We start from the raw sequence: 19701 nt of genomic DNA, 5'->3' as shown, positions 1-19701 counted from the left end.
GTCGACCAGTCAGCGGCCGCCGGAGGTGCCGCCGCCGGAACCGCCGCCGCATCCGTCGAAGCCGCCGCCGGAGCTCGAGGAATCGGACGAGGGGGATGCGGCGGCGATTGTCGAGGAGATATCGGCGAAACCGGCGCTGAGCTGCGTGCCGAGATCGGAGAATCCGGCCGCGAACGAGTCGCCGCCGAACGCGAAATCGCCCGGGGAGGAGCCATAGGAGCCGGAGCCGGCGACACCCGCGCCCGCGGATGGGCCGAAGGACGATGAATACCCGTACCAGCCGTACGGACGATACGTCCAGTACCACAGCGACCCGGAACCGTTCTCGTCAAGCCATTCGGGATCCCTGACCTGCGGATACGCCCTGGCGAGCTGGTCGATGGCCTCGCGCGAGATGCCGAACGCGGCCGCGTACACCATATACCAGTCCCACAGCACCAGATCAGGGACACCGCGGTCGGTGAAGTCGGAGAAATCGACCATGTAGCGCCTCAATCCCAGACACCGTCCGCCGTACTCCTGACCGATCGGCGTGGGGATGGACGGCGCCCCGGCCAGCGAGCAGAACAGGCCGATCGCGACCGGCGGCAATCCGAAGCACACGGCGGCCGCGATATTGCCGGAGCCGAAGAGATTGAACAGCAGCGACGCGATGCCGAGCACGATCGCGAGGGAGCCGGGCAGGGTATAGCGCCATTCGGACGGCCGGGCCGCGCCGAGCAGCGCGAACTCGTTGCGCGCCGCGGTGCGGAACCGGTCGAGCTCCTTGTAGCCCGCCTTCCAGTCCTTGCACGCCTCCTTCATCTGCACGAAGTCGAACACCGGTCCGCCGACGCGCTCCGAGATGCAGATGAGCAGATCGAGGCACGCGGACTCCGACTGGCTCAGTCCCAACGCCTCATGCCGCGGCGAACCGGGGCCGGCGAGTGCCGCGGGCAGGATCACGATCGTGGTGGTCGATCGGGTGGCGTTGACGCGCCCCCGATCCCGCCCGATCATCCGCGCGAGGGCCGCGGGGTCGGGGCGTCTCATGTCGATGCCGCGATACAGGTCAGCGGAACCGGGGTAGAGCGCGATGGCCTTCTTCACGGCGAGCGACATGACGGTGGCGGCGATCGACCGGTCGTTCAGGGTGCCGGAGACGGGGAGGATCGTTCCGCTGTCGACGGCGTCGAACACGTCGATGAGCCTGGCGGCGGAGTCGGGGCTGATGCCCGGCTTGTCACGCCAGTATTCGATGTTCCCCTTGTACCGGGCGGCGCGGTTCGTGGAGCGCACGGCGAGCAGCCCCCATATCGCGAACACGATGGTGAGCACGACTCCGGCGATCCACAGCGCGACCGTGAACCGCGCCTTGTCGCGCTTGAGATCGGCGGCGTAGCGCGCCTTCGCGTCCTCCTCGTCGCTGAGCGCCTGCAGCCGCTCGCCGGCCCCGGTACGTGCCACGTCGCCCGCGAGGGCGGAGTCGAAGGCCCCGATCACGTTGATGTACCCGCCGACCTTGAGGTCGTATATGGTGAATCGCATCGTGCCATCCGGATCGCGCGTGACCTCGTTCGTGTTGGCGGTGTGCAGCCAGGTGTGCGGGACGGACGGGTCGGACGAGCCGGACGAGCCGGCGCCTCCGGGGAACCGCACGACGCCGGTGACCTTGCCGGCCGGCACCTCGTTCTCCTTGGCGATCGGCTCCCATTGGAAGGTGGTCACGTCGTCGTATTTCGTGGCGACGCCGCGCATCGTGAACGACACGTCGATCTTCAGGCTGTCCGTGCGCTTCGTGGCGGGGATGTTCCAGCCGATCTCGATGGTCCGTTTGCCGGGCTGCGTGTTCGGCGCGAGGTTCGAGCCGGGTTCGTACGGCTGGGGGTTGGTGTCGCCGCCGGTGACGTCGACGATGTACCAGCGGTTCGCGTAGTCGCTGTTCCAGCTGGTGTCGCCGACCTGGTTCGGGTTGCGGAACTCGGTCTGCGTGAACGCCTGACCGGTGTCCGCGTTACGCACCCGGATGTCGGTGATGTCGATGAGGTTCGACGGGTCGAGCGTGTACCGCCAGTACAGCTGTTTCCACGGTTTGGCGTTGCCGTCGTCGTCATCGCGGGCCCTCAGCTTGTAGTCGAGACGCTGCGAGACCTTGAGGTCGCCGTCCTTCGTGGCCGTCGCCTCGTAGTCGATGGAACGGTAGCTCAAGCTGGCGGAGGTGGCTTCGGCCACGCTGACGGCTACGAACATGGCGCCGGCTACCAGCGCGAAAATGAGCATGCCCACCGCCGCGGAGAACGCGGCGCGGACGATGCGGTTGCGGAACGGGGCTTTCATGGCTGCGTCCTTCGCTTCGTTGCGTACAGGGTCAGGCCAGCCGGAGGACCCGACTCAGAACCTGACCTGCGGCACGGCGCGGCTCGCCCACACGACCAGCCCGACGACGATCAGCAGCAGCACCACGACCACTATCAACAACACCGTTCCCGCACCCATGGCCATTCACCCTTCTTCGGAGCGTCCCCTATTGGTCTCCCCTCCATTTTCACACATGATCGGCGGGATCAGTTGGATATACGTGCGTTGCCGCGGGGGATTGTCCCGTCCTGTTGCCGACACGCTCAAGGCCGCTCGGCCAAGCCTACGGTCGCCAACAGGACGGGACAATCCCCCGCTCCATTTCCAGCGAACGCTGCGGCCACATTACGACCAGAGGAGCACTCGAAACGGACCCGACGAATCCGGAGAACCCGTATCGTTTCTAGCTATGAGGGGCTATCAAACGGCGGAATCGCAACGTTTTCGGAGTATCGAGACAAGGTGCGCGACGGGAGCGCGACTGGCAGACTTGAGTCATGACTTCAGATCTTGTGCATCATGGCGAATCCTTCGACGGCACGCCGCTCGGCTTCGCGACGAAATCCATCCACCTCGGCAACGGGGTCGACGCCGAGACCGGCGCGATCCGCCGCCCGATCACGCTGGCGAACGCCTACGCGCTGCCCTACGACCCGTCCGACATCAACTGGTCGAGCTCCGACGTGAACCTGTACACGCGCAACGGCCACCCGAACCAGCGCTATCTCGAGGCGAAGCTCGCGAACCTCGAAGGCGCCGAGGACGCGGTCGTGCTCGCCTCGGGAGTCGCGGCGCTGGCGGCGACCTTCACCACGATCCTCAATCGCGGCGACCACGCGATCTTCTCCGACACGACGTACATCGCCGCCTACCGTCTCCTCAACCAGATCCTGCCCGAGAAGTACGGCATCGAAACGTCGATCGTCGACACGTCGGACCCGAGGAACATCGCCGACGCGATCCGTCCGAACACGAAGCTCGTGCACATCGAGACGCCCGCGAACCCGACGCTGAAGGTCACGGACATCGAGACGGCGGCGAAGCTCGCGCACGACGCGGGCGCGCTGCTGTCGGTCGACAACACGTTCAACTCGCCGTTCAACGTGCGCCCGATCAGCCTCGGCGCGGACATCGTCATCGAAAGCCTCACCAAGTACATCAACGGGCACGGCGACGCCCTGGGCGGCGCGATCGCCACGCGCAAGGAGCTCACCGACCAGATCCGGTTCACATATCAGGTGAACTACGGCGGCATCATCTCGCCGTTCAACGCGTGGCTCATCAACCGCGGTTCGGTGACGCTGCCCCTGCGCATGAGGCAGCACAACGCCTCCGCGCTGGCCATCGCGAAGCATCTGGAATCGCTGCCGCAGGTGCGGTTCGTCGCCTATCCCGGGCTCGAGTCGCATCTGCACCACGATGTGGCGGCCCGTCAACTCGCCCGACCGGACGCGGGATTCGGCGGCGTGCTCGCCTTCGGGCTCGACACCGATCACGACGGACACAACCGCTTCGTCTCCAAGCTCAACGTGATCACCTCGGCCGTGTCTCTGGGCCATGACGAGAGCCTCATCGTGTTCCTCGGCGAGGACGACGAACGCCAGTACCTCTACCCGGAGGAGTTCCACCGCGGGTTCTTCCGCCTCGCGGTCGGTCTCGAGGACACCGACGACCTGATCCGCGACATCGACCACGCGCTGGCGGAAGCGGGGTTGTAGAGGCGAGTCCAACGAATAACAACGAAGGGGCCTGCCACCGGAATCAACCGGTGACAGGCCCCTGTCCATATGCAGCTCACTCAGCGGCTATGCCGCGAGGGATCAGTCCTCAATCAGTCCTCGAACGGATCGAAGTCGCGACGCACGCGACGGCGCGGACGCTCGTTGCGCTCGACGCGGTCGGCGTGGTACTCGTCGTAGTTCTCGTCGGTGGCGTAGCGCGGGTTGCGGTCGTAGCCGCCACGGCCGCGGGACGAACGACGGTCGTCGTCACGGTCGGAGGAACGACGGCGACGCGGACGGTCGTCATCGCGATCGGAGCGATCGGCACGGTCGGCGCGGGCCGGGCGGGAGGAGCGGCGGTCGTCGCGATCGTAATCGTGGTCATCGTCGCGATCGACCGAACGGTCGGCGCGACGGCGACGCGGACGATCATCGTAATCGTCGTCGCGGTCGTCACGGTCGTAGCCGCGGGAGGCGCGACGGTCGTCATCGCGGGAATCGCGCGCATCGAGATCGTCGCGGTCGGCGCGGCGGCGACGCGGACGATCATCGTAATCGCGATCGTCATCGTCATGGTCGGCCGGACGACGGCGACGCGGACGGTCGTCGTAATCGCGATCGGAGGAACGGCGGTCGTCACGACGGCCACGGCCGCCACGACGGTCGTCACGGTCGGAACGCTCGGCGCGGTCGCCACCGCGATCACCACGGTCACCGCCACGGGAGCCGCGGCCGGCGCCGGAGTCCTGATCCTCGAAGCCCGGGATCGCGAGCGAGATCTTGCCGCGGTCGTCGACGCCCTGGACGACGACCTCGACGGTGTCGCCCTCCTTGAGGACATCCTCGACGGCGTCGATGCGCTCGCCGTTGGCGAGGTTGCGGATCTGGGAGATGTGCAGCAGGCCGTCGGTGCCGGGCGTGAGGTTCACGAACGCGCCGAAGCTCGTCGTCTTGACGACCTTGCCGTTGTAGACCTCGCCGGCCTCGGGCACATGCGGGTTGGCGATGGAGTCGATGATCTGCTTCGCCTTCTCGGCGGCCTCGCCGCCCTCGGAGGAGATGAAGACGGTGCCGTCGTCCTCGATCGCGATCTCGGCGCCGGTGTCCTCCTGGATCTGGTTGATCATCTTGCCCTTCGGGCCGATGACCTCGCCGATCTTCTCGACCGGGATCGTGGTGGTGATGATGCGCGGGGCGAACTCGCTCATCTCGGCCGGGCCGTCGATGCACTCGTTGATGACCTCGAGGATCGTGGTGCGGGCGTCCTTGGCCTGCTGCAGGGCGGCGGCCAGGATGTCGGCGGGGATGCCGTCGAGCTTGGTGTCGAGCTGCAGGGCGGTGATGAACTCGGAGGTGCCGGCGACCTTGAAGTCCATGTCGCCGAACGCGTCCTCGGCGCCCAGGATGTCGGTCAGGGTCTTGTAGACGTGCTGTCCGTCCACATCACCGGAGACCAGGCCCATCGCGATGCCCGCGACCGGGGCCTTCAGCGGCACGCCGGCGGCCAGCAGGGACAGGGTGGAGGCGCATACGGAACCCATCGAGGTGGAGCCGTTGGAGCCGATGGCCTCGGAGACCTGACGGATGGCGTAGGGGAACTCCTCGCGATCCGGCAGCACCGGGACGAGGGCCTTCTCGGCGAGGGCGCCGTGGCCGATCTCGCGGCGCTTCGGGGAGCCGACGCGGCCGGTCTCGCCGGTGGAGTACGGCGGCATCTCGTAGTTGTGCATGTAGCGCTTCGACTGCGGGCCGGACAGGGAGTCGAGCTGCTGCTCCATCTTGAGCATGTTCAGCGTGGTGACGCCCAGGATCTGGGTCTCGCCGCGCTGGAACAGGGCGGAGCCGTGGACGCGCGGCACGATGTCCACCTCGGCGGACAGGGTGCGGATGTCCTTGAGGCCACGGCCGTCGATGCGGTAGTCCTCGGTGAGGATGCGGCGGCGCACGATCTGGCGCTGCAGCTCCTTGAACGCGTTGGACAGCTCCTTGTCCTTCTCGGCGTCATCCATCTCGGTGAACTCGTTGGCGAGGATCTCGCGCACGTGCTCCTTGATCTCGTGGATGCGGTCCTGACGCGGCAGCTTCTCCGCGATGGTCAGCGCCTCGTCGAGATCCTTGTGCGCGATCTCGTCGATGCGGTTGTAGAGGTCCTCGGTGTACTCCGGGAAGAGCGGGAACTCCTTGGTCTCCTTGGCGGCCTTCTCCTTGAGCTCGTTCTGGGCCTCGCAGATGGTCTTGATGAACGGCTTGGCGGCCTCGAGGCCCTCGGCCACGACGGCCTCGTCCGGCTTGGTCTGGCCCTCGTCGTAGATGAGGTGCCAGGCGTTCTTGCCGGCGCCCGCCTCGATCATGGCGATGGCGACGTCGCCGTTCTCGATGACGCGGCCCGCGACCACGATCTCGAAGACGGCGCGCTCGCGCTCGCTCCACTTCGGGAAGGCGACCCACTGGCCGTCGATCAGCGCCAGACGCACGCCGGAGACCGGGCCGCCGAACGGCAGGCCGGAGATCATCGTGGAGGCGGAGGCGGCGTTCAGAGCGACCACGTCGTACGCGTCGTCCGGGTTGACCGCGAGCACGGTCTCGACGACCTGGACCTCGTTGCGCAGCGTGTGCGGGAACAGCGGGCGCAGCGGGCGGTCGATGATGCGGCAGGCGAGGATCGCGTCGTTGGACGGACGGCCCTCACGACGGAAGAACGAGCCCGGGATCTTGCCCGCGGCGTACATCTTCTCCTCGACGTCGACGGTCAGCGGGAAGAAGTCGTAGTTCTCCTTCGGGCTGGAGCCGGCGGTGGTGGTGCTCAGCACCATCGTGTCGTCGTCAAGATAGGCGGCGACGGCGCCGTCGGCCTGCTGGGCGAGGCGGCCGGTCTCGAAGCGCAGCGTGCGCTTGCCGAATGAACCATTGTCGATCACGGCCTCGGCGGCCTTGATTTCGGGACCCTCCATAGGGTTCCTCCTTTGTTCGGTTATCGTGTGTTCTTTTTTTCCTACAGACATGTGCCCATCTTCAGCTGGGCGGGCTCTTACATTCGCGCTTCTCGCGGACTGTCCTGCCGCGATTCCCCTTGTGTCGGCTTCCCTCGTGTCAACCTCTTGCGAGAGGTGAGTCCTCTTGTCGGCTGTCGGCTCGTCCGGCCGGACCCTCCGGCCTTGCCGTGGAGCCTATCCTCCTGGCTCGTTCCTGCTTCGTTCGTGTTGCCGCTGCGGCGTCTGCTCGTTCTCAGGCGTATCAGGCGCATGTAAAACGCCCGAGTGCCATTGGGCGCCCGGGCGGAAGTCTTCTATCGACGCAGACCAAGCTTCTCGATCAGCGCACGGTAGCGGTTGATGTCGTTGCGCTTGAGGTAGTCAAGCAGGGAACGACGGGAACCGATCATCATCTGCATACCACGACGGGAGTGATGATCGTGCTTGTGCTCCTTCAGGTGCTCGGTCAGATCGGCGATGCGCTTGGACAGCAGGGCGACCTGGACCTCCGGGGAGCCGGTGTCGCCTTCGTGCGTCGCGAACTCGTTGATGATCTGGGACTTCTGTTCAGCCGTCAGTGCCACGGCGTCCTCCTTAAGGTTGTTTGTTGCGCGGTGCCCCGGGCACGATGCTCGAAGCGCTCTCTATCCGCGGGCGATTTACGCCAAGGGGCAAGTATAGGTGCCGGGGCGGACTGGAGTCACACCGTGGTGAGCAGGCCGCCGAACATGACGACGAGGAGGGCGATCACCTCGACGGAGAAGAAGAGGATGAACGAGGCCCAGCTGCGCGTGAGCACGTTCAGCGGCGAGTCCTTTTTGATGACGACGAGCAGGCCGACCCAGATCACGGCGAACACGGCCACGCCGAATCCGGCGGCGATGATGCCGAGGTTCGTCGCGTTGGCGATGGCCGCGGAATCGCCGTACACGACGTACGTGGAGTACCAGAAGTCGAGCTTGAGCAGGCAGATGCCGGCGACGAACTGCTCGGCGGCGAGGCCTATCACGAACACGATGCGCCACAGCCACCGGCCGGAGTCGACGACGGCGAGGCCGAGGCTGGCAACGGCGATCAGGGTGACGGTCCAGGACAGGAACGCGGCGCCCTGCGGCGTGAACACATCGAGCCGGTCGGTCAGCCATGCGGTGCTGCCGACGGCGAGCGCACGGCCGAGCCAGTAGGGGGCGATGATCGCGGCGAGCACGGCCACGGCGTAGATGGCCCACTGCGCGGGGTGCGACCGGCGGCGTTCGATGTCCGCGAGGGACAGGTCGGTCACTGGGATGGTGGGATCGGGATGCTTGGACACCTCGACGGTCTCGACCCTGCCGTCAACGATCTCGACGGCCTCATTGGATTCGCTGGGGTTGTTGGACTCGGTCTCGCTGGACTCGGTCTCGCTGGACTCGCCCATCGCCGCGCCCGTCGTCCTGTGTGCCTCGCTGGCGTGCGTCATAACTCTCCCGTCGACGCGTTTCGTTCCTGCGTTTTCGGTTATATGGTACTCGGATGCGCGTCGGTAGCCCACCTCGCCCGCCTCGCTGCAAGCGCATCATGGTGGCGTGACGTCCCACCGTATTCTCACCGTGTTCTCACGGAGCGCGGAATCACCCGGAAAAGCAGAAAAGCCGACGGTATTCCGCCGGCTCCGAGTGGAGCGGATGACGGGAATCGAACCCGCGTAATCAGTTTGGAAGACTGAGGCTCTACCATTGAGCTACATCCGCGTGCCATGCCGTTCGCACCGGACTGCGCCTGAGCGCGTCTGGGCGAACGAAACAACTCGAGTCATTATACACGAGGGGTGGGCAACACTCCGACGTCGGCGGTGCGCACCGTGTGTTCCGCGCCGTCGGCGGTGCGCAGGACCAGCGAGGCGTCGGGGTTCAGGTCCTCGGCCACGCCCTCCAGTTCGCCGCCGTCGACGAAGTGCGCGACGACGCGACGGCCGAGCGTCCAGCTGCGTTCGCGGGTCTCCCGCAGCAGCACGGCCGCACGCCGTTTCGGGTCGGCGACGAACGCGGCGAGGCGGCGGCGCAGGGAGCGCACGACGCCGGCCGCGATCGCGTCGCGCAGGCCGTCGGGCGACGGCAGCGGCGCGTAATGCAGCTGCAGCGAGGTCGATTCGGCGGTGGGCAGACGGTCGGCGGGCACGTTGAGGTTCAGTCCGATGCCGAACACGATGGCGACGGACGACTTGTTCGCACCATCGCCTGGCAGCGGAACCATCTCGGCGAGGATGCCGCCGAACTTGCGGCCAGCGAGGTAGAGGTCGTTCGGCCATTTGAGCTGCGGAGTCGGGCGCGTCTGCGGTGTCGATAACGACGGCGACGACGTTGACGGGGTCACGGGGCGCGCGCCGCTGATGGCGAGCGCGTCGTCGATGGCGTCGAGCGTCGACAGGCCGGCGATCATCTGCAGCCAGCCGTTGACGGATTCGTCGGTCGCGACCTCGCGGGGCACGTCCACGACGAAGGTCACGGTGAACGACTCCCCCGGCCGGCTCAGCCATGTGTGGTCGAGGCGGCCGCGGCCGGCGGACTGCGTGTCGGCCGCGACGACCGCGACCTTCACCAGGCTTGCGGCATCGCCCGCCTCGGACAGGTCGATCCGGCCGTCCGCCACCATCTGGCGGGCGAGCGTGTTGGTCGAACCGACCTCGTCCAGGAACACCACCCGGTCGGCGGCGCGGCAGGTCGCCGGCATCCTCACGGACGCGAGGGACGCAGCCGACGAGGCCGACGCAACGGACGCGATCGACGCGTCATCGGAATCATGGTTGGTCATACCCACCACGATAGGCGCCGGCCGTCACTTTGCGGCCGGTTGCGGCCACTCGTGGTCACTCGTAGTCACTCGCGGTCACTCGCGGGTGACGATGACCTTGTACTCGTACGGCTTGAGGGCGACGGGGCCGGCGGGCAGCGTCGCGTCGGCGGTGCTGTCCATCACGGCGGCGGCGTCGCGGTCGGCGAAGTTGAACAGGCCGACGATCGTGCGCTCGCCCTGCTTGCGGACCACGGCGAGGACGCCGTCGTCGCGCGTGTCCCAGGTGGTGACCCACGCGTCGGGCGCGAAGCAGGGGTCGGAGCGCATCTCGCGCAATCCCTCCATGCCCTCCCACAGACGGTTCTGCAGGGTGCCCTCGGTGTGGCGTTCGGCGGCCTTCGCCCAGTCGAACGGGCTGCGGTGCAGGTTGCGGCTGTCCTCGATGCGGTCAGGGTCCTCCTTGTACTCCCAGCCGTTGAGCTGGCCGATCTCGTCGCCGCAGTTGAGCATCGGGAAGCCTCGCAGGAACGCCATCGCGCGGTGCATGAGCAGGTCGCGGCCGACGGCCTTCTCGTAGGCGGGCCTGTCGTGGGTGATGAGCGCCTTCTCGATGCCGGTCAGGCTGGCGGTGGTGCCGCAGCTGCGCGCGTCCTTGGACGCCTCGTCGTAGTTGTACAGCTCGCCCATCGACCAGCTGCCGGGCGCCGCGCCCTCGTAGAAGTGGTAGAGGAACTCCTTGTGCTTGAGCGGGTCGATGGCGAGGCGCACCTCCTCGTCCTCGTCGAGGCCCCAGCCGATGTCGTCGTGGCATCGCAGGTAGTTGACGAACCAGCAGTTCTCGGGCAGGGCGTCGAGCTTGTCGATCTGGGCCTTGAGCAGACGCACGTCGCCGCTGGCGAGCGCGCTCCACAGGTTGACCATGATCGAGACGTTGTACAGCATGTGGCATTCGGGGCGTTCGGGCGTGCCGAAGTAGGCGGCGAGCTCCTTCGGAGCCATGACGACCTCACCCTTCAGCACGACGGCCGGGCAGACGATCTCCAGCATCATGCGCATCATGCGCACGATCGTGTGGACCTGCGGCAGGTTGCGGCAGTTGGTGCCGAGCTGCTTCCAGATGTAGGGCACCGCGTCGAGGCGGAACACCTCGACACCGAGGTTCGCGAGATGCATGACGGAGGTCATCATCGCGACGAAGACCTTGGGGTTGCGGTAGTTGAGATCCCACTGGAACGGATAGAACTGGGTCATCACCCACTTGCCCATCTTCTCGTTGTACGTGAAGTTGCCGGGCGCGGTGTTCGGGAAGACCTGCGGCACCTGGGAGTCGTACTTGTCCGGGACGGTGCGGTCGTCGTAGCAGAAGTAGTAGTCCTGGTACTTCGGTTCGCCGGCCTCGGCGGCCTTGGCCCAGCGGTGGCTGGAGGCGGTGTGGTTCATCACGAAGTCGAGGCACAGGCTGATGCCGGCCTCGCGCAGTTTCGCGGTGAGCGCGGCGAGGTCCTCGTTGGTGCCGATGAGCGGGTCGACGGTGTCGAAGTCCTCGATGGCGTAGCCTCCGTCGTTGTCCGGATGGGGCATCTGGAGCAGCGGCATCAGGTGCAGGTAGGTGAGCTTCTGCTCCTTCAGGTAGTCGATTTTGCCCGCGAGCTTCTTCAGGTCGCCGGCGAACAGGTCGGTGTACATGGTCATGCCGAACATGTCGCCGCGCTTGTACCATTGCGGGTCCCGCTCGCGGGTTTCGTCGAGGGCCTTCAGGTCGGCGGGGCGGGCGGCGTAGGCGTCGGCCATCGCACGTTCGAACTCCTTGAGTTCGGCGCAGTCGCCGTAGAGCATGCGGAAGAGCGATTCGAGCTCGTCGCGATGGCGGTCGAGGCGTGCGGCGAAGACCTCGTCGGTGGAGTGGACGGGCGCGGCAGGGGCGGTGGAGACGGTGGAGGCGACGGCGGCGGAGCCAACGGCCGGATCGGCCGGATTCACGGCCCCGCCTTCCTTCGCGGACTTGTCGACCTTGGCGGACTTGGGATTGATGGACTTGGGCTTGGCGGCGTGGGACTTGGCGGACATCTTCGCTCCTTGACTGTTTGCGCTGGACTGCACGCAACTTCACTTCGTTGTTCTGTCGTCGGTCGATGCCGTGTCGCATCGGCTGTGTCTTTATGGTATCCGCGCGCGCACGAAATATCAAACCGGTTCGATACCGGCGTGTCGAACCGTTTCGACATCGTTTGGCCAAGCAATCGATCCCGCAGAACACCGGCATACGACATCCGTCAGCGTCAGATTCTCTCGGAATGCGCCGGTTCCCCGAGAAAAACCGTCGCTGCGACATCGCCAGCGTCAGGTTCTCTCGAGCACTGGGGCGATTTCGAGAAAACCTGACGCCACGAAGCGGTCAGCGACGGCTTTTCTCGAGAATACGTACATCACGACACAACGGCTCACGCGCAGCGTCGATCAGCGGCCGTCGATGATCACGACGGCGGAGGCGACGGGGCCGTCGTGGCTGAGGGAGACATGGATGCGCGCCGGGAGTGGGATGCCGCCCGACGGACCTGCCGACAAGCCGCCGCGGGCAGTCGCCCCCGCCGCGCCACGCATCACGGCGTGCGGCCCCAAAGAGGGATCGACGGGGCGGGCATTGCGCATCATGGCATACGGGCTCATATCCGAACCGGGGGCATACCCGCCGGCGGCACCATCGTCATAGCCACCGCTGCCATAGCCACCGCCAACAGCTGCGGCACCGCCGCCATAACCGTTGCCAGCAGACCGCACACCGACGCCGACGCTCCCGACACTGGAGCCCCCGACGCGCGCATCATCGGCATCCCCCAGAGCCTCCTCCATCGAGGTTCGGAACGCCTCGGCGACTTTGCCGGACAGGGTCACATGGGGAACACCGCGCGAATCGTCGAGGATCTCGACGCCGGACCACGGGAAATCATCGAGCGTGAACGGGTAGTCGCACTCCCCCAGCGCCTCGCACCACGCCTTGAGGAACGCCTCCTTGCCCGCCCACTTGGCGGCGAGATGCACGGCCTCGTCGTCGTTCTTGCGCGCCGCGCGGGCCGCGGCCTGCCGCACCTCGCGCACCGAGAAGAGACCACGCATGCGTGAGCCCGGCTCCGCCAGCTGCTCGCCGAACGCCGCGACGTCCACCACGTCATGCCCCAGTCCGTATACGCCCATCGCGACTCCCTTTCATCCTGCGCCACCGGCATGCGTACATGCCACAGCCACGTGCGCCGTCGGCATGCGAGCCATCGGATACCCGACGACATCAGCTCCATGCGCCACAACAATATCCACGCAGACGCTATCTGCATTGCAAGGGGTACATTGCGCCAACTGCGGACATCTATCTCGCTTATGAGGGGTACCCGTATGAGGTATCAAAGCCCATAAATGGCTTAACTCCATCGGTGTCAAGCCGTTTTGATGACCCCATACCCACGACGAGTACCCCTCGCAAGCGAGATGGATGTCCGCAAGACCGCAGAAGTACCCCTCGTAACACGAAAAGGTCAGGAGCAATGAGGTGCACCCTGTTGCTCCAGACCTTTCCGTGCCGATCCATGCCGGCGCACCGGCCTCACGCGCCTATCTCACAGGTCAGGCGCACATGATCGCGTTCACGCCACTCACGCCTCGAAGTAGCCGGAGGCGCCGAGACGGGCGTCGGGGTCGAGGAGCATGGCCTTCTCGACCTCGTGCGCGTCGTAGCGACCGCCGGAGGCGAGACGCGTGCCGTCCTCGCGGAAGCGGCGGTTGTCGATCGGCTCGTAGAGCGCGGCACGGCCCATCATGCCCTCCTCGAGGCGGCGCTGGCCGGCGGCGAGGCGCGCGTTGGCGCGTTCACGCCATGCCTCGAGCGCGGCCTCGCCGTCAGCCTTCGCGACGGCCGCCTCGAAGGCGCCGGGGTGCACGAGCGCCACGAAGCCGCTCACGTGGCCGAAGCCGAGCGACGTGGCGAGTCCGGCCTTGACCGGTTTGCCGTCCGCGACGCGGCCGAACGCGTCCTCGCCGCCGCCGATGCGCAGCGGCTTCCTCAGCCACACCATGTGGTCGTCGCGCTCGAGCTTCGGGTCGACGCAGTCGAGCGAGGCGTTCGCCGGGATGACGCCGGAGGCGAACAGCTGCGTCAGGCCGTTGACCTGGAAGACGCAGGCGCCGCCCTTCGCGTGGCCGGTGAGGGTCTTCTGCGAGATGACGAACAGCGGGTTGCCGTCGGTGCGTCCGATCGCGTGGGCGAGCGTGTTGTGCAGCTCGGACTCGTTCGGATCGTTGGCGTTGGTGGACGTGTCGTGCTTGGAGACCACGGCGATGTCGTCCGGGGTGACGCCGAGACGCGCGAGATCCTTGACGAGCTTCGCGTCACGTCCGCCGAGGCCGGCCGCCAGCGCGCCGAGGCCCGGGGCCGGGATCGACGTGTGCGCGCCGTCCGCGTAGGAGTGGATGAAGCCGACGACGCCGGCGACCGGCAGGCCGAGCCTCAGCGCGATGTCGCCTCGGGTCAGCAGGATCGTGCCGCCGCCCTGGGATTCGAGGAAGCCGCCGCGACGACGGTCGTTCGCGCGGGAGAAGAACCGCGCGTCGATGCCCTTGTCGTACATCTCCTCGGAGTTGGCGGTCGCGTTCATGTTGCCGAAGCCGATCACCGACTCGACGCCGATGTCGTCGATCGCACCGGTGACGACGAAGTCGGCCTTGCCGAGCGCGATCTTGTCGGCGCCCTCCTCGAGCGACACCGCGGCGGTGGCGCAGGCGGAGACCGGCTGGATCATGTTGCCGTAGCCGCCGATGTAGCTCTGCATCACATGCGCGGCGACGACGTTCGGCAGCGCCTCCTGGAGGATGTCGGTCGGGATCTCGTGGTTCAGGAAGCGATCGAGGTAGAGCTTGCGCATCGACATCATGCCGCCGAAGCCGGTGCCCTGCGTGGACGCGACCAGCGACGGGTGGATCGCCTCGAGGATCTCGGCCGGGGTGAAGCCGGCGGACAGGTACGCGTCGACCGTGGTGACGATGTTCCACAGCGCGATCTCGTCGACGTCGCCGACCATCGAGGCGGGGATGCCCCACTTGATCGGGTCGAAGCCCTTCGGGAACTGGCCGCCGACCGTGCGCGTCATGGTGGCGCGGCGCGGCACGCGGATCATCGAGCCGGCGTGGCGGGTCACGTTCCATTCGCCGGACTCGTCGTCCTTCGCGTAGGAGGTGTGGGCTTCGTCGAGCTTGACGTATTCGCGGGCGACATCCTCGCTGGGCACGGAGAAGGTGACGTCGTGGTCGAGGTAGACCTCGCTCTCCTCCTCGTCGGCGCCGTCCTTGTAGTCGTTGCCCATGCCCTCCTCGAACGGGCGGATGCCGGAGCGGGCCACGACCTCGTCGTGGTAGCGCTCGGCGATGTCCTCCTCGGGCACGAGGTTGCCGTCGGTGTCGTACCAGCCCGGCTTGGGGCTGTCGGCCCAGGTGAGCAGGCCCATGTTCCATGCGAGTTCCAGCACGGCCCCGGCGTTGAGGTCGACGGTGCCGTCGGAGTGGATGCCGAGCTCGGCCTGGGCGCGCGTGCGGCCGGAGCCCCACGGACCCAGCTCGCCGATGGAGACGATGACGATCTCGTCCTCGGGGCGGGCGGTCACGTTCGCCCAGTCGGCGAGGTCGACGTGCGGCTGATGCGGGGTGTGCGGGCTGGGCAGCGCCTTGATCAGGGTAGAGCTGTCGTTCTCCCCCTCAGTCGCGCCGCGCACGCCGGCTTCCCCGTCAGAGGGAGCCGAAGCTGCGGCCTCGGCGCGCAACGCCTTGATGTCGATCGGCTCGGAACCGAGTCCGCCGGTCAGGTCCACGTCGAGCGGCGCTTCGGCGGCCTTCGCACGCGATTCGGCGGTGCACAGGTCGAGCAGCTTGGCGGCGATCTGCGCGGTCGAGTACGTGTGGATGCCGTGGCGTTCGACGACGGCGACCAGCGGGTCGTTGCCGCCCATGAGTCCGGTGCCGCGCACCCAGCCGATCTTCGGGTGGGCGAAGGTCACGCGGTCGGACCACACGCGCTCGGCGTGGGCGCGGTTGACGATCGCGTCGAAGGCCGACTTGACCTCGCCGTACGCGCCGTCGCCGCCGAACACACCGCGGTTCGGCGAGCCGGGCAGCACGACATGCAGGCGATGCTGCACGTCGGTGTCGGCGCCGATCCTCGACAGGCCGGCGATCGCGCGCTCGACGCCCCAGAGCATGAGGCGGGCCTGCGATTCGAACAGTTCGCCGGAATCGGCGAGCGTGCCGTGCACCGGCGGGGCGGCGAACGGGAAGAACAGGGTCGGCTCGTACGCGGGCTTGAGGATGGTCGTGGTCGCGCCGGTCGTCTTCTTCTGGACGTTGCCGACCCAGTCCACGAGCGCGTCCACGTCGCGGAAGCTGGACAGGTTCGCGGGCGCCAGCCACAGCTTGGCGGCGCCGGCCGCGTGGGTGCGGTAGGCGCGCTTCGCCCACTCCTTGATCGACGGCCTGAAGCTGTGCGACGTGGCGATGACGGTCGCGCCGCCCGCGAGCAGGCCCTCGACCACCTGCGCGGCGATCGAGTTCGGGCTGACCCCGGTGACCACGGCGACGTCACGCGCGAAGCGGGACGCGGCCGGGTCCTCGGCGACGGGTTCGAGCGCCTCGGAGGCGACACGGGCGAAGGCGGCCTTCAGCGCGGCGCCGGCCGGATCGGACGCATCAAGCTTCGATGCGAACCACTGCGCCTCGTCGGCGACCGCCTTGCCGAGTCCGACGAATCCGCCGGACAGCAGGTCCGCGTCCTTCTCGTAGAAGGCGCGGGCGAGGTCCTCGCGGGCCGACGCCCAACGGTCGTCGAAGAGGATGGCCTTGTTCGCGTCGAAGCGCGGCTCGACCTGCTTGGGCCAGTCGGAGCCGAGCTCGGCGTCGACGGCCGCGACCACGGCGGCGTTCTCGTCCTCGCCCGGCTCGGGGGCAGGGGCGGCCACGCCGAGCTCGTTCAGGACGAATCGGGCGGTGGCGGCGAGCACGCCGTTGGAGCCGGTGACCTTCTCGGCGAAGGCGTCGAGCGCGGCGGAGTCGACCACCGCGCCGCCCGCGGCACCGCCGGCGGACGGCTTGGAGACCGGCACGCCCTTGGTCTGGCCGACCAGCGCCACGGCGTCGTCGATGAGCTGATCGGCGGCGGCCTGGTTGGCGGCGGCGCCGGTGGGCAGCTTGGCGAGATCGCCGCCACGGGAACTCGAGCCCTCGCGGGTGTCGAGCAGGAGCGCGGCGGTCGTGGCCGCGACCCAGCCTTCGCCGAGGCCCCACACGCCGGTGACGCGCTCGCGGATGTGCGCGGGCTTGACGCCGGCCGCGCCGAACAGGGCGCGCAGACGGTCGCGGATCGCCTCGGAGAGGACCGGTCCGAACGGCTTGTAGTTCGGTGCCACCTTGTTGACGATCTTGGCGAGCTGGTCGAGGGTCGCCTCGGCGGCGCCGTCGACGCTGGCCACGCCCAGCTCGGAGCTGATGTCCATGAGCAGCTGGTTGCGGCGCGAGGAGACGCCGTTGGTCAGGGTGTCGGTGGTGTCGGAGGTGCCGATCTGGTCGATGCGGATCTTGGTCGAGTAGGCCATGAGCACGCCGATCGCGTCGGACGCCTTGAAGGGGAGGTCGGCGACCGGGCCGCTGGCGGCGGCCGGAGCGGCGGCGGCCTGCGACGGAGCGGCAACCGGAGAGGCGGGAGCCGCGGCGGACTTGGCGGCCGCGGGCTTCTCTCCCTCGGCAGGGGCCGAGCCGAGCTTGGCGACGGCGGAGCCTCCGGCGGGGGCGGCTTCGACGGGCGCCGGGGCCGACTCAGCCGGCTCGTCAGCCTCGTCGGGCACGAGCGAGTCGGTGTCGGTCATGTACACGCGGCCTTCGTCGCGACCCACGTTGTACACGGTCACGTCGGTGCCGGAGAACTCGGGCAGACGCAGGGTCTTGGACCCGAGGTTCGCGAGCGTCGGCGCGTTGCCGAGACCGACCTCGACGTACTCCTCGACGCCCAGACCGCCCTGCGCCGCGTGGCGGAACAGCAGCGACTGGGTCTCGATCCAGCGCACCGGGGACGCGAACTGCCAGGAGAGCAGCTCGGTCAGCAGCAGTCGGCCGAGCTTCTGGTCGTCGGCGGCGTAGGAGTCCCACACGGCCGGGTCCTCGAGCGCCTTGCGAATGCGCTCGGAGGGCACGACCTCGAGGATCTTCGCGGCGAACTCGCGTGTCATCTCGAACGGGCAGGCCACGAGGTTCGGGATGTAGCGGCCGACCAGTCGCCCGCGGTAGTCGATGTACTGCGGCAGCAGCGCGTCGAGCTTGTCGCGGAACTCCGGCACGCCCTTGCGCAGCAGCACGGAGTGGAACGGCACGTCGATGCCCGGCACGAGCATGAACGCCGGCTTGCCGCCAGCCTCCTTGGCGCGGCGGTTCGCGTCCTCCTTGAGGAACTTGAGGCCCGCGATGGTGCCGGCGATCGCGTACTGGGCGCCCGCGAGGTTGTAGTTGACGATCTGCAGGAACTCGCCGCTCTTCTCGGCCACGGATTCGACGTACGCCTTGACGTGCGCGTCGTCGACGCCGAACTGGTTCGGGCGAAGGGCTCCCATGCGGTAGTTGGAGCAGCCCTGCGCGTCGCGCGGGATCAGGTGGTGCATCGTCGAGCCGCGGTGGAAGACCAGCTCGAGCACGGTCTCCAGCGGGATCACGCCGGCGAACGCGGACAGCGCGTTGTACTCGCCGAGCGAGTGTCCGGCGAAGTAGGCGGGCCAGATGTCGGCGCCGGCCTCGCGCAGTCGCGCGGTCTGGGCGAACGCGACGGTGGCGAGCGCGACCTGCGTGAACTGCGTCAGGTTGAGCAGTCCCTCCGGGTGCCGGTAGGTGACGCCGTTGGCGGTGAGCTCCTTCGGGTTATCGCGCACGAGGGCGATGATCGAGAAGCCGAGCTTGGCGCGGGTGAGCCTGTCGGCGCGCTCCCACACATCGCGCGCGGCGGGCGACTTGGCGCGCTCGTCGAGGACCATGCCCTGCTTCTGGATGCCCTGTCCGGGGTAGACGAACGCCGCGCGGGGGGCGCGCACGAGCGCGGTGCCGCGGGAGACGAGCTGGCCCGCGATGCGGCAGGTGACCTCGAGGGCCATGCCGGCATGCTCGACGCGGCCGACACGTTCGACGGAGATCTCGACCTGGTCGTTCAGCTGGACCATGCCGTACATGTTGTACGTCCATCCGGCGATCTCGTAGTGGGCGCCCTTGTCGTCGACGGCCTGCACCGCGTGCTGCGCGGTGGCGGACAGCCACATGCCGTGCACGAGCGGGGCGGCGAGTCCGGAGATCGCGGCGCCGCGCTTCGAGGTGTGGATCGGGTTGAAGTCGCCGGAGGTGCGGGCGAACGCGGTCATGTCGCCGGGCGCGGTGACCTTGACGCGGCGCAGGAGGCGACGCGCGGTCTGCTTGATGCCCGCGTCGGCAAGACCGCCGTATTCGGGCGCGTCCGCCGGCAGCGCGCCGGAGTAGACGCGGCCGCGGATCGCGAAGCGTTCGGTCTCGCGCGCCAGCAGCGTGCCGTCGGCGGCGGTGTGCGTCACATGGATGGTGACGACGCGGCCGGAGGCGGATTCGAAGTAGTCCTCCGCCCACGACTTCAGGGTGATGGTCTCGCCGACGTGCTTCAACAGCTCGTCCTCGGTCTGTTCGAGTTCGATGAGGTGATCGAGGTGGACGGCGTTGAGCAGGCCTTCGATGACCGGGTAGCCGTGGACGGACACCGAGCCGAGTGCCGCGTAGATCGCCGGCCACGCCGGGCCGACCAGCGCGTCGGGCGCGATGCGGGAGGCTCTGAGGGTGGACGGCAACGCGCCGCCGGTCGCGGCCTCGTG

The 19701-nt window shown here is 67.8% G+C and carries 7 protein-coding genes, 1 tRNA gene and 2 pseudogenes; 1 reads left to right on the top strand and 9 read right to left on the bottom strand.

The features are described from left to right. Window positions 1-9: 9 nt before the first annotated feature. A complete protein-coding gene (locus CSQ85_RS06460; protein ID WP_150383370.1) occupies window positions 10-2316 on the bottom strand; it encodes a DUF2207 domain-containing protein in 2307 nt (768 codons plus the stop codon). A 518-nt stretch (window positions 2317-2834) separates the two neighbouring features. On the opposite strand from CSQ85_RS06460, the gene CSQ85_RS06455 reads away from it, so the two are divergent. Further along, a complete protein-coding gene (locus CSQ85_RS06455; protein WP_150383369.1) occupies window positions 2835-4055 on the top strand; it encodes a trans-sulfuration enzyme family protein in 1221 nt (406 codons plus the stop codon). Window positions 4056-4168: 113 nt separating this feature from the next. Here CSQ85_RS06455 and CSQ85_RS06450 read toward each other — a convergent pair whose 3' ends face one another. From CSQ85_RS06450 to CSQ85_RS13625, 8 genes and pseudogenes are all read right to left on the bottom strand, one after another. Next, the gene (locus CSQ85_RS06450; RefSeq protein ID WP_150383368.1) at window positions 4169-7009 is read right to left on the bottom strand and encodes a polyribonucleotide nucleotidyltransferase; all 2841 of its coding nucleotides are present in this window, start codon (window positions 7007-7009) and stop codon (window positions 4169-4171) included. Between the two features lie 335 nt (window positions 7010-7344). After that, the gene (rpsO, locus tag CSQ85_RS06445) at window positions 7345-7614 is read right to left on the bottom strand and encodes a 30S ribosomal protein S15 (RefSeq protein ID WP_043164734.1); all 270 of its coding nucleotides are present in this window, start codon (window positions 7612-7614) and stop codon (window positions 7345-7347) included. 116 nt (window positions 7615-7730) lie between these two features. Beyond that, window positions 7731-8447, bottom strand: a complete 717-nt coding sequence (locus CSQ85_RS06440; RefSeq protein WP_150383389.1) for a hypothetical protein — start codon at window positions 8445-8447, stop codon at window positions 7731-7733. A 239-nt stretch (window positions 8448-8686) separates the two neighbouring features. After that, a tRNA-Gly gene (locus CSQ85_RS06435) sits at window positions 8687-8760 on the bottom strand. Window positions 8761-8824: 64 nt separating this feature from the next. After that, window positions 8825-9739 carry a biotin--[acetyl-CoA-carboxylase] ligase gene (locus CSQ85_RS06430; RefSeq protein WP_150383388.1) on the bottom strand — a complete coding sequence of 305 codons (915 nt, stop codon included), beginning with the start codon at window positions 9737-9739 and terminating at the stop codon, window positions 8825-8827. A gap of 156 nt (window positions 9740-9895) precedes the next feature. Next, window positions 9896-11869 (bottom strand): alpha-amylase family protein, encoded by a 1974-nt coding sequence (locus CSQ85_RS06425; protein WP_150383367.1) that lies wholly within the window; start codon window positions 11867-11869, stop codon window positions 9896-9898. 815 nt (window positions 11870-12684) lie between these two features. Beyond that, window positions 12685-12994 (bottom strand): annotated as a pseudogene (locus CSQ85_RS13695) (4'-phosphopantetheinyl transferase superfamily protein); the annotation flags it as partial. A gap of 452 nt (window positions 12995-13446) precedes the next feature. Next, window positions 13447-19272: pseudogene (locus CSQ85_RS13625) on the bottom strand (acyltransferase domain-containing protein); the annotation flags it as partial. Window positions 19273-19701: the final 429 nt, after the last annotated feature.

This window comes from Bifidobacterium rousetti, from assembly GCF_008698235.1.
Taxonomy (GTDB): Bacteria; Actinomycetota; Actinomycetes; order Actinomycetales; family Bifidobacteriaceae; genus Bifidobacterium; species Bifidobacterium rousetti.
This window is presented reverse-complemented; position numbering and strand designations above follow the sequence as displayed.

Bases quoted from the DNA above. Each gene is read 5' to 3' on its own strand.
- CSQ85_RS06460 (WP_150383370.1), bottom strand. From the start codon at position 2,316: ATGAAAGCCCCGTTCCGCAACCGCATCGTCCGCGCCGCGTTCTCCGCG.
- CSQ85_RS06455 (WP_150383369.1), top strand. From the start codon at position 2,835: ATGACTTCAGATCTTGTGCATCATGGCGAATCCTTCGACGGCACGCCG.
- CSQ85_RS06450 (WP_150383368.1), bottom strand. From the start codon at position 7,009: ATGGAGGGTCCCGAAATCAAGGCCGCCGAGGCCGTGATCGACAATGGT.
- CSQ85_RS06440 (WP_150383389.1), bottom strand. From the start codon at position 8,447: ATGGGCGAGTCCAGCGAGACCGAGTCCAGCGAGACCGAGTCCAACAAC.
- CSQ85_RS06430 (WP_150383388.1), bottom strand. From the start codon at position 9,739: ATGCCGGCGACCTGCCGCGCCGCCGACCGGGTGGTGTTCCTGGACGAG.
- CSQ85_RS06425 (WP_150383367.1), bottom strand. From the start codon at position 11,869: ATGTCCGCCAAGTCCCACGCCGCCAAGCCCAAGTCCATCAATCCCAAG.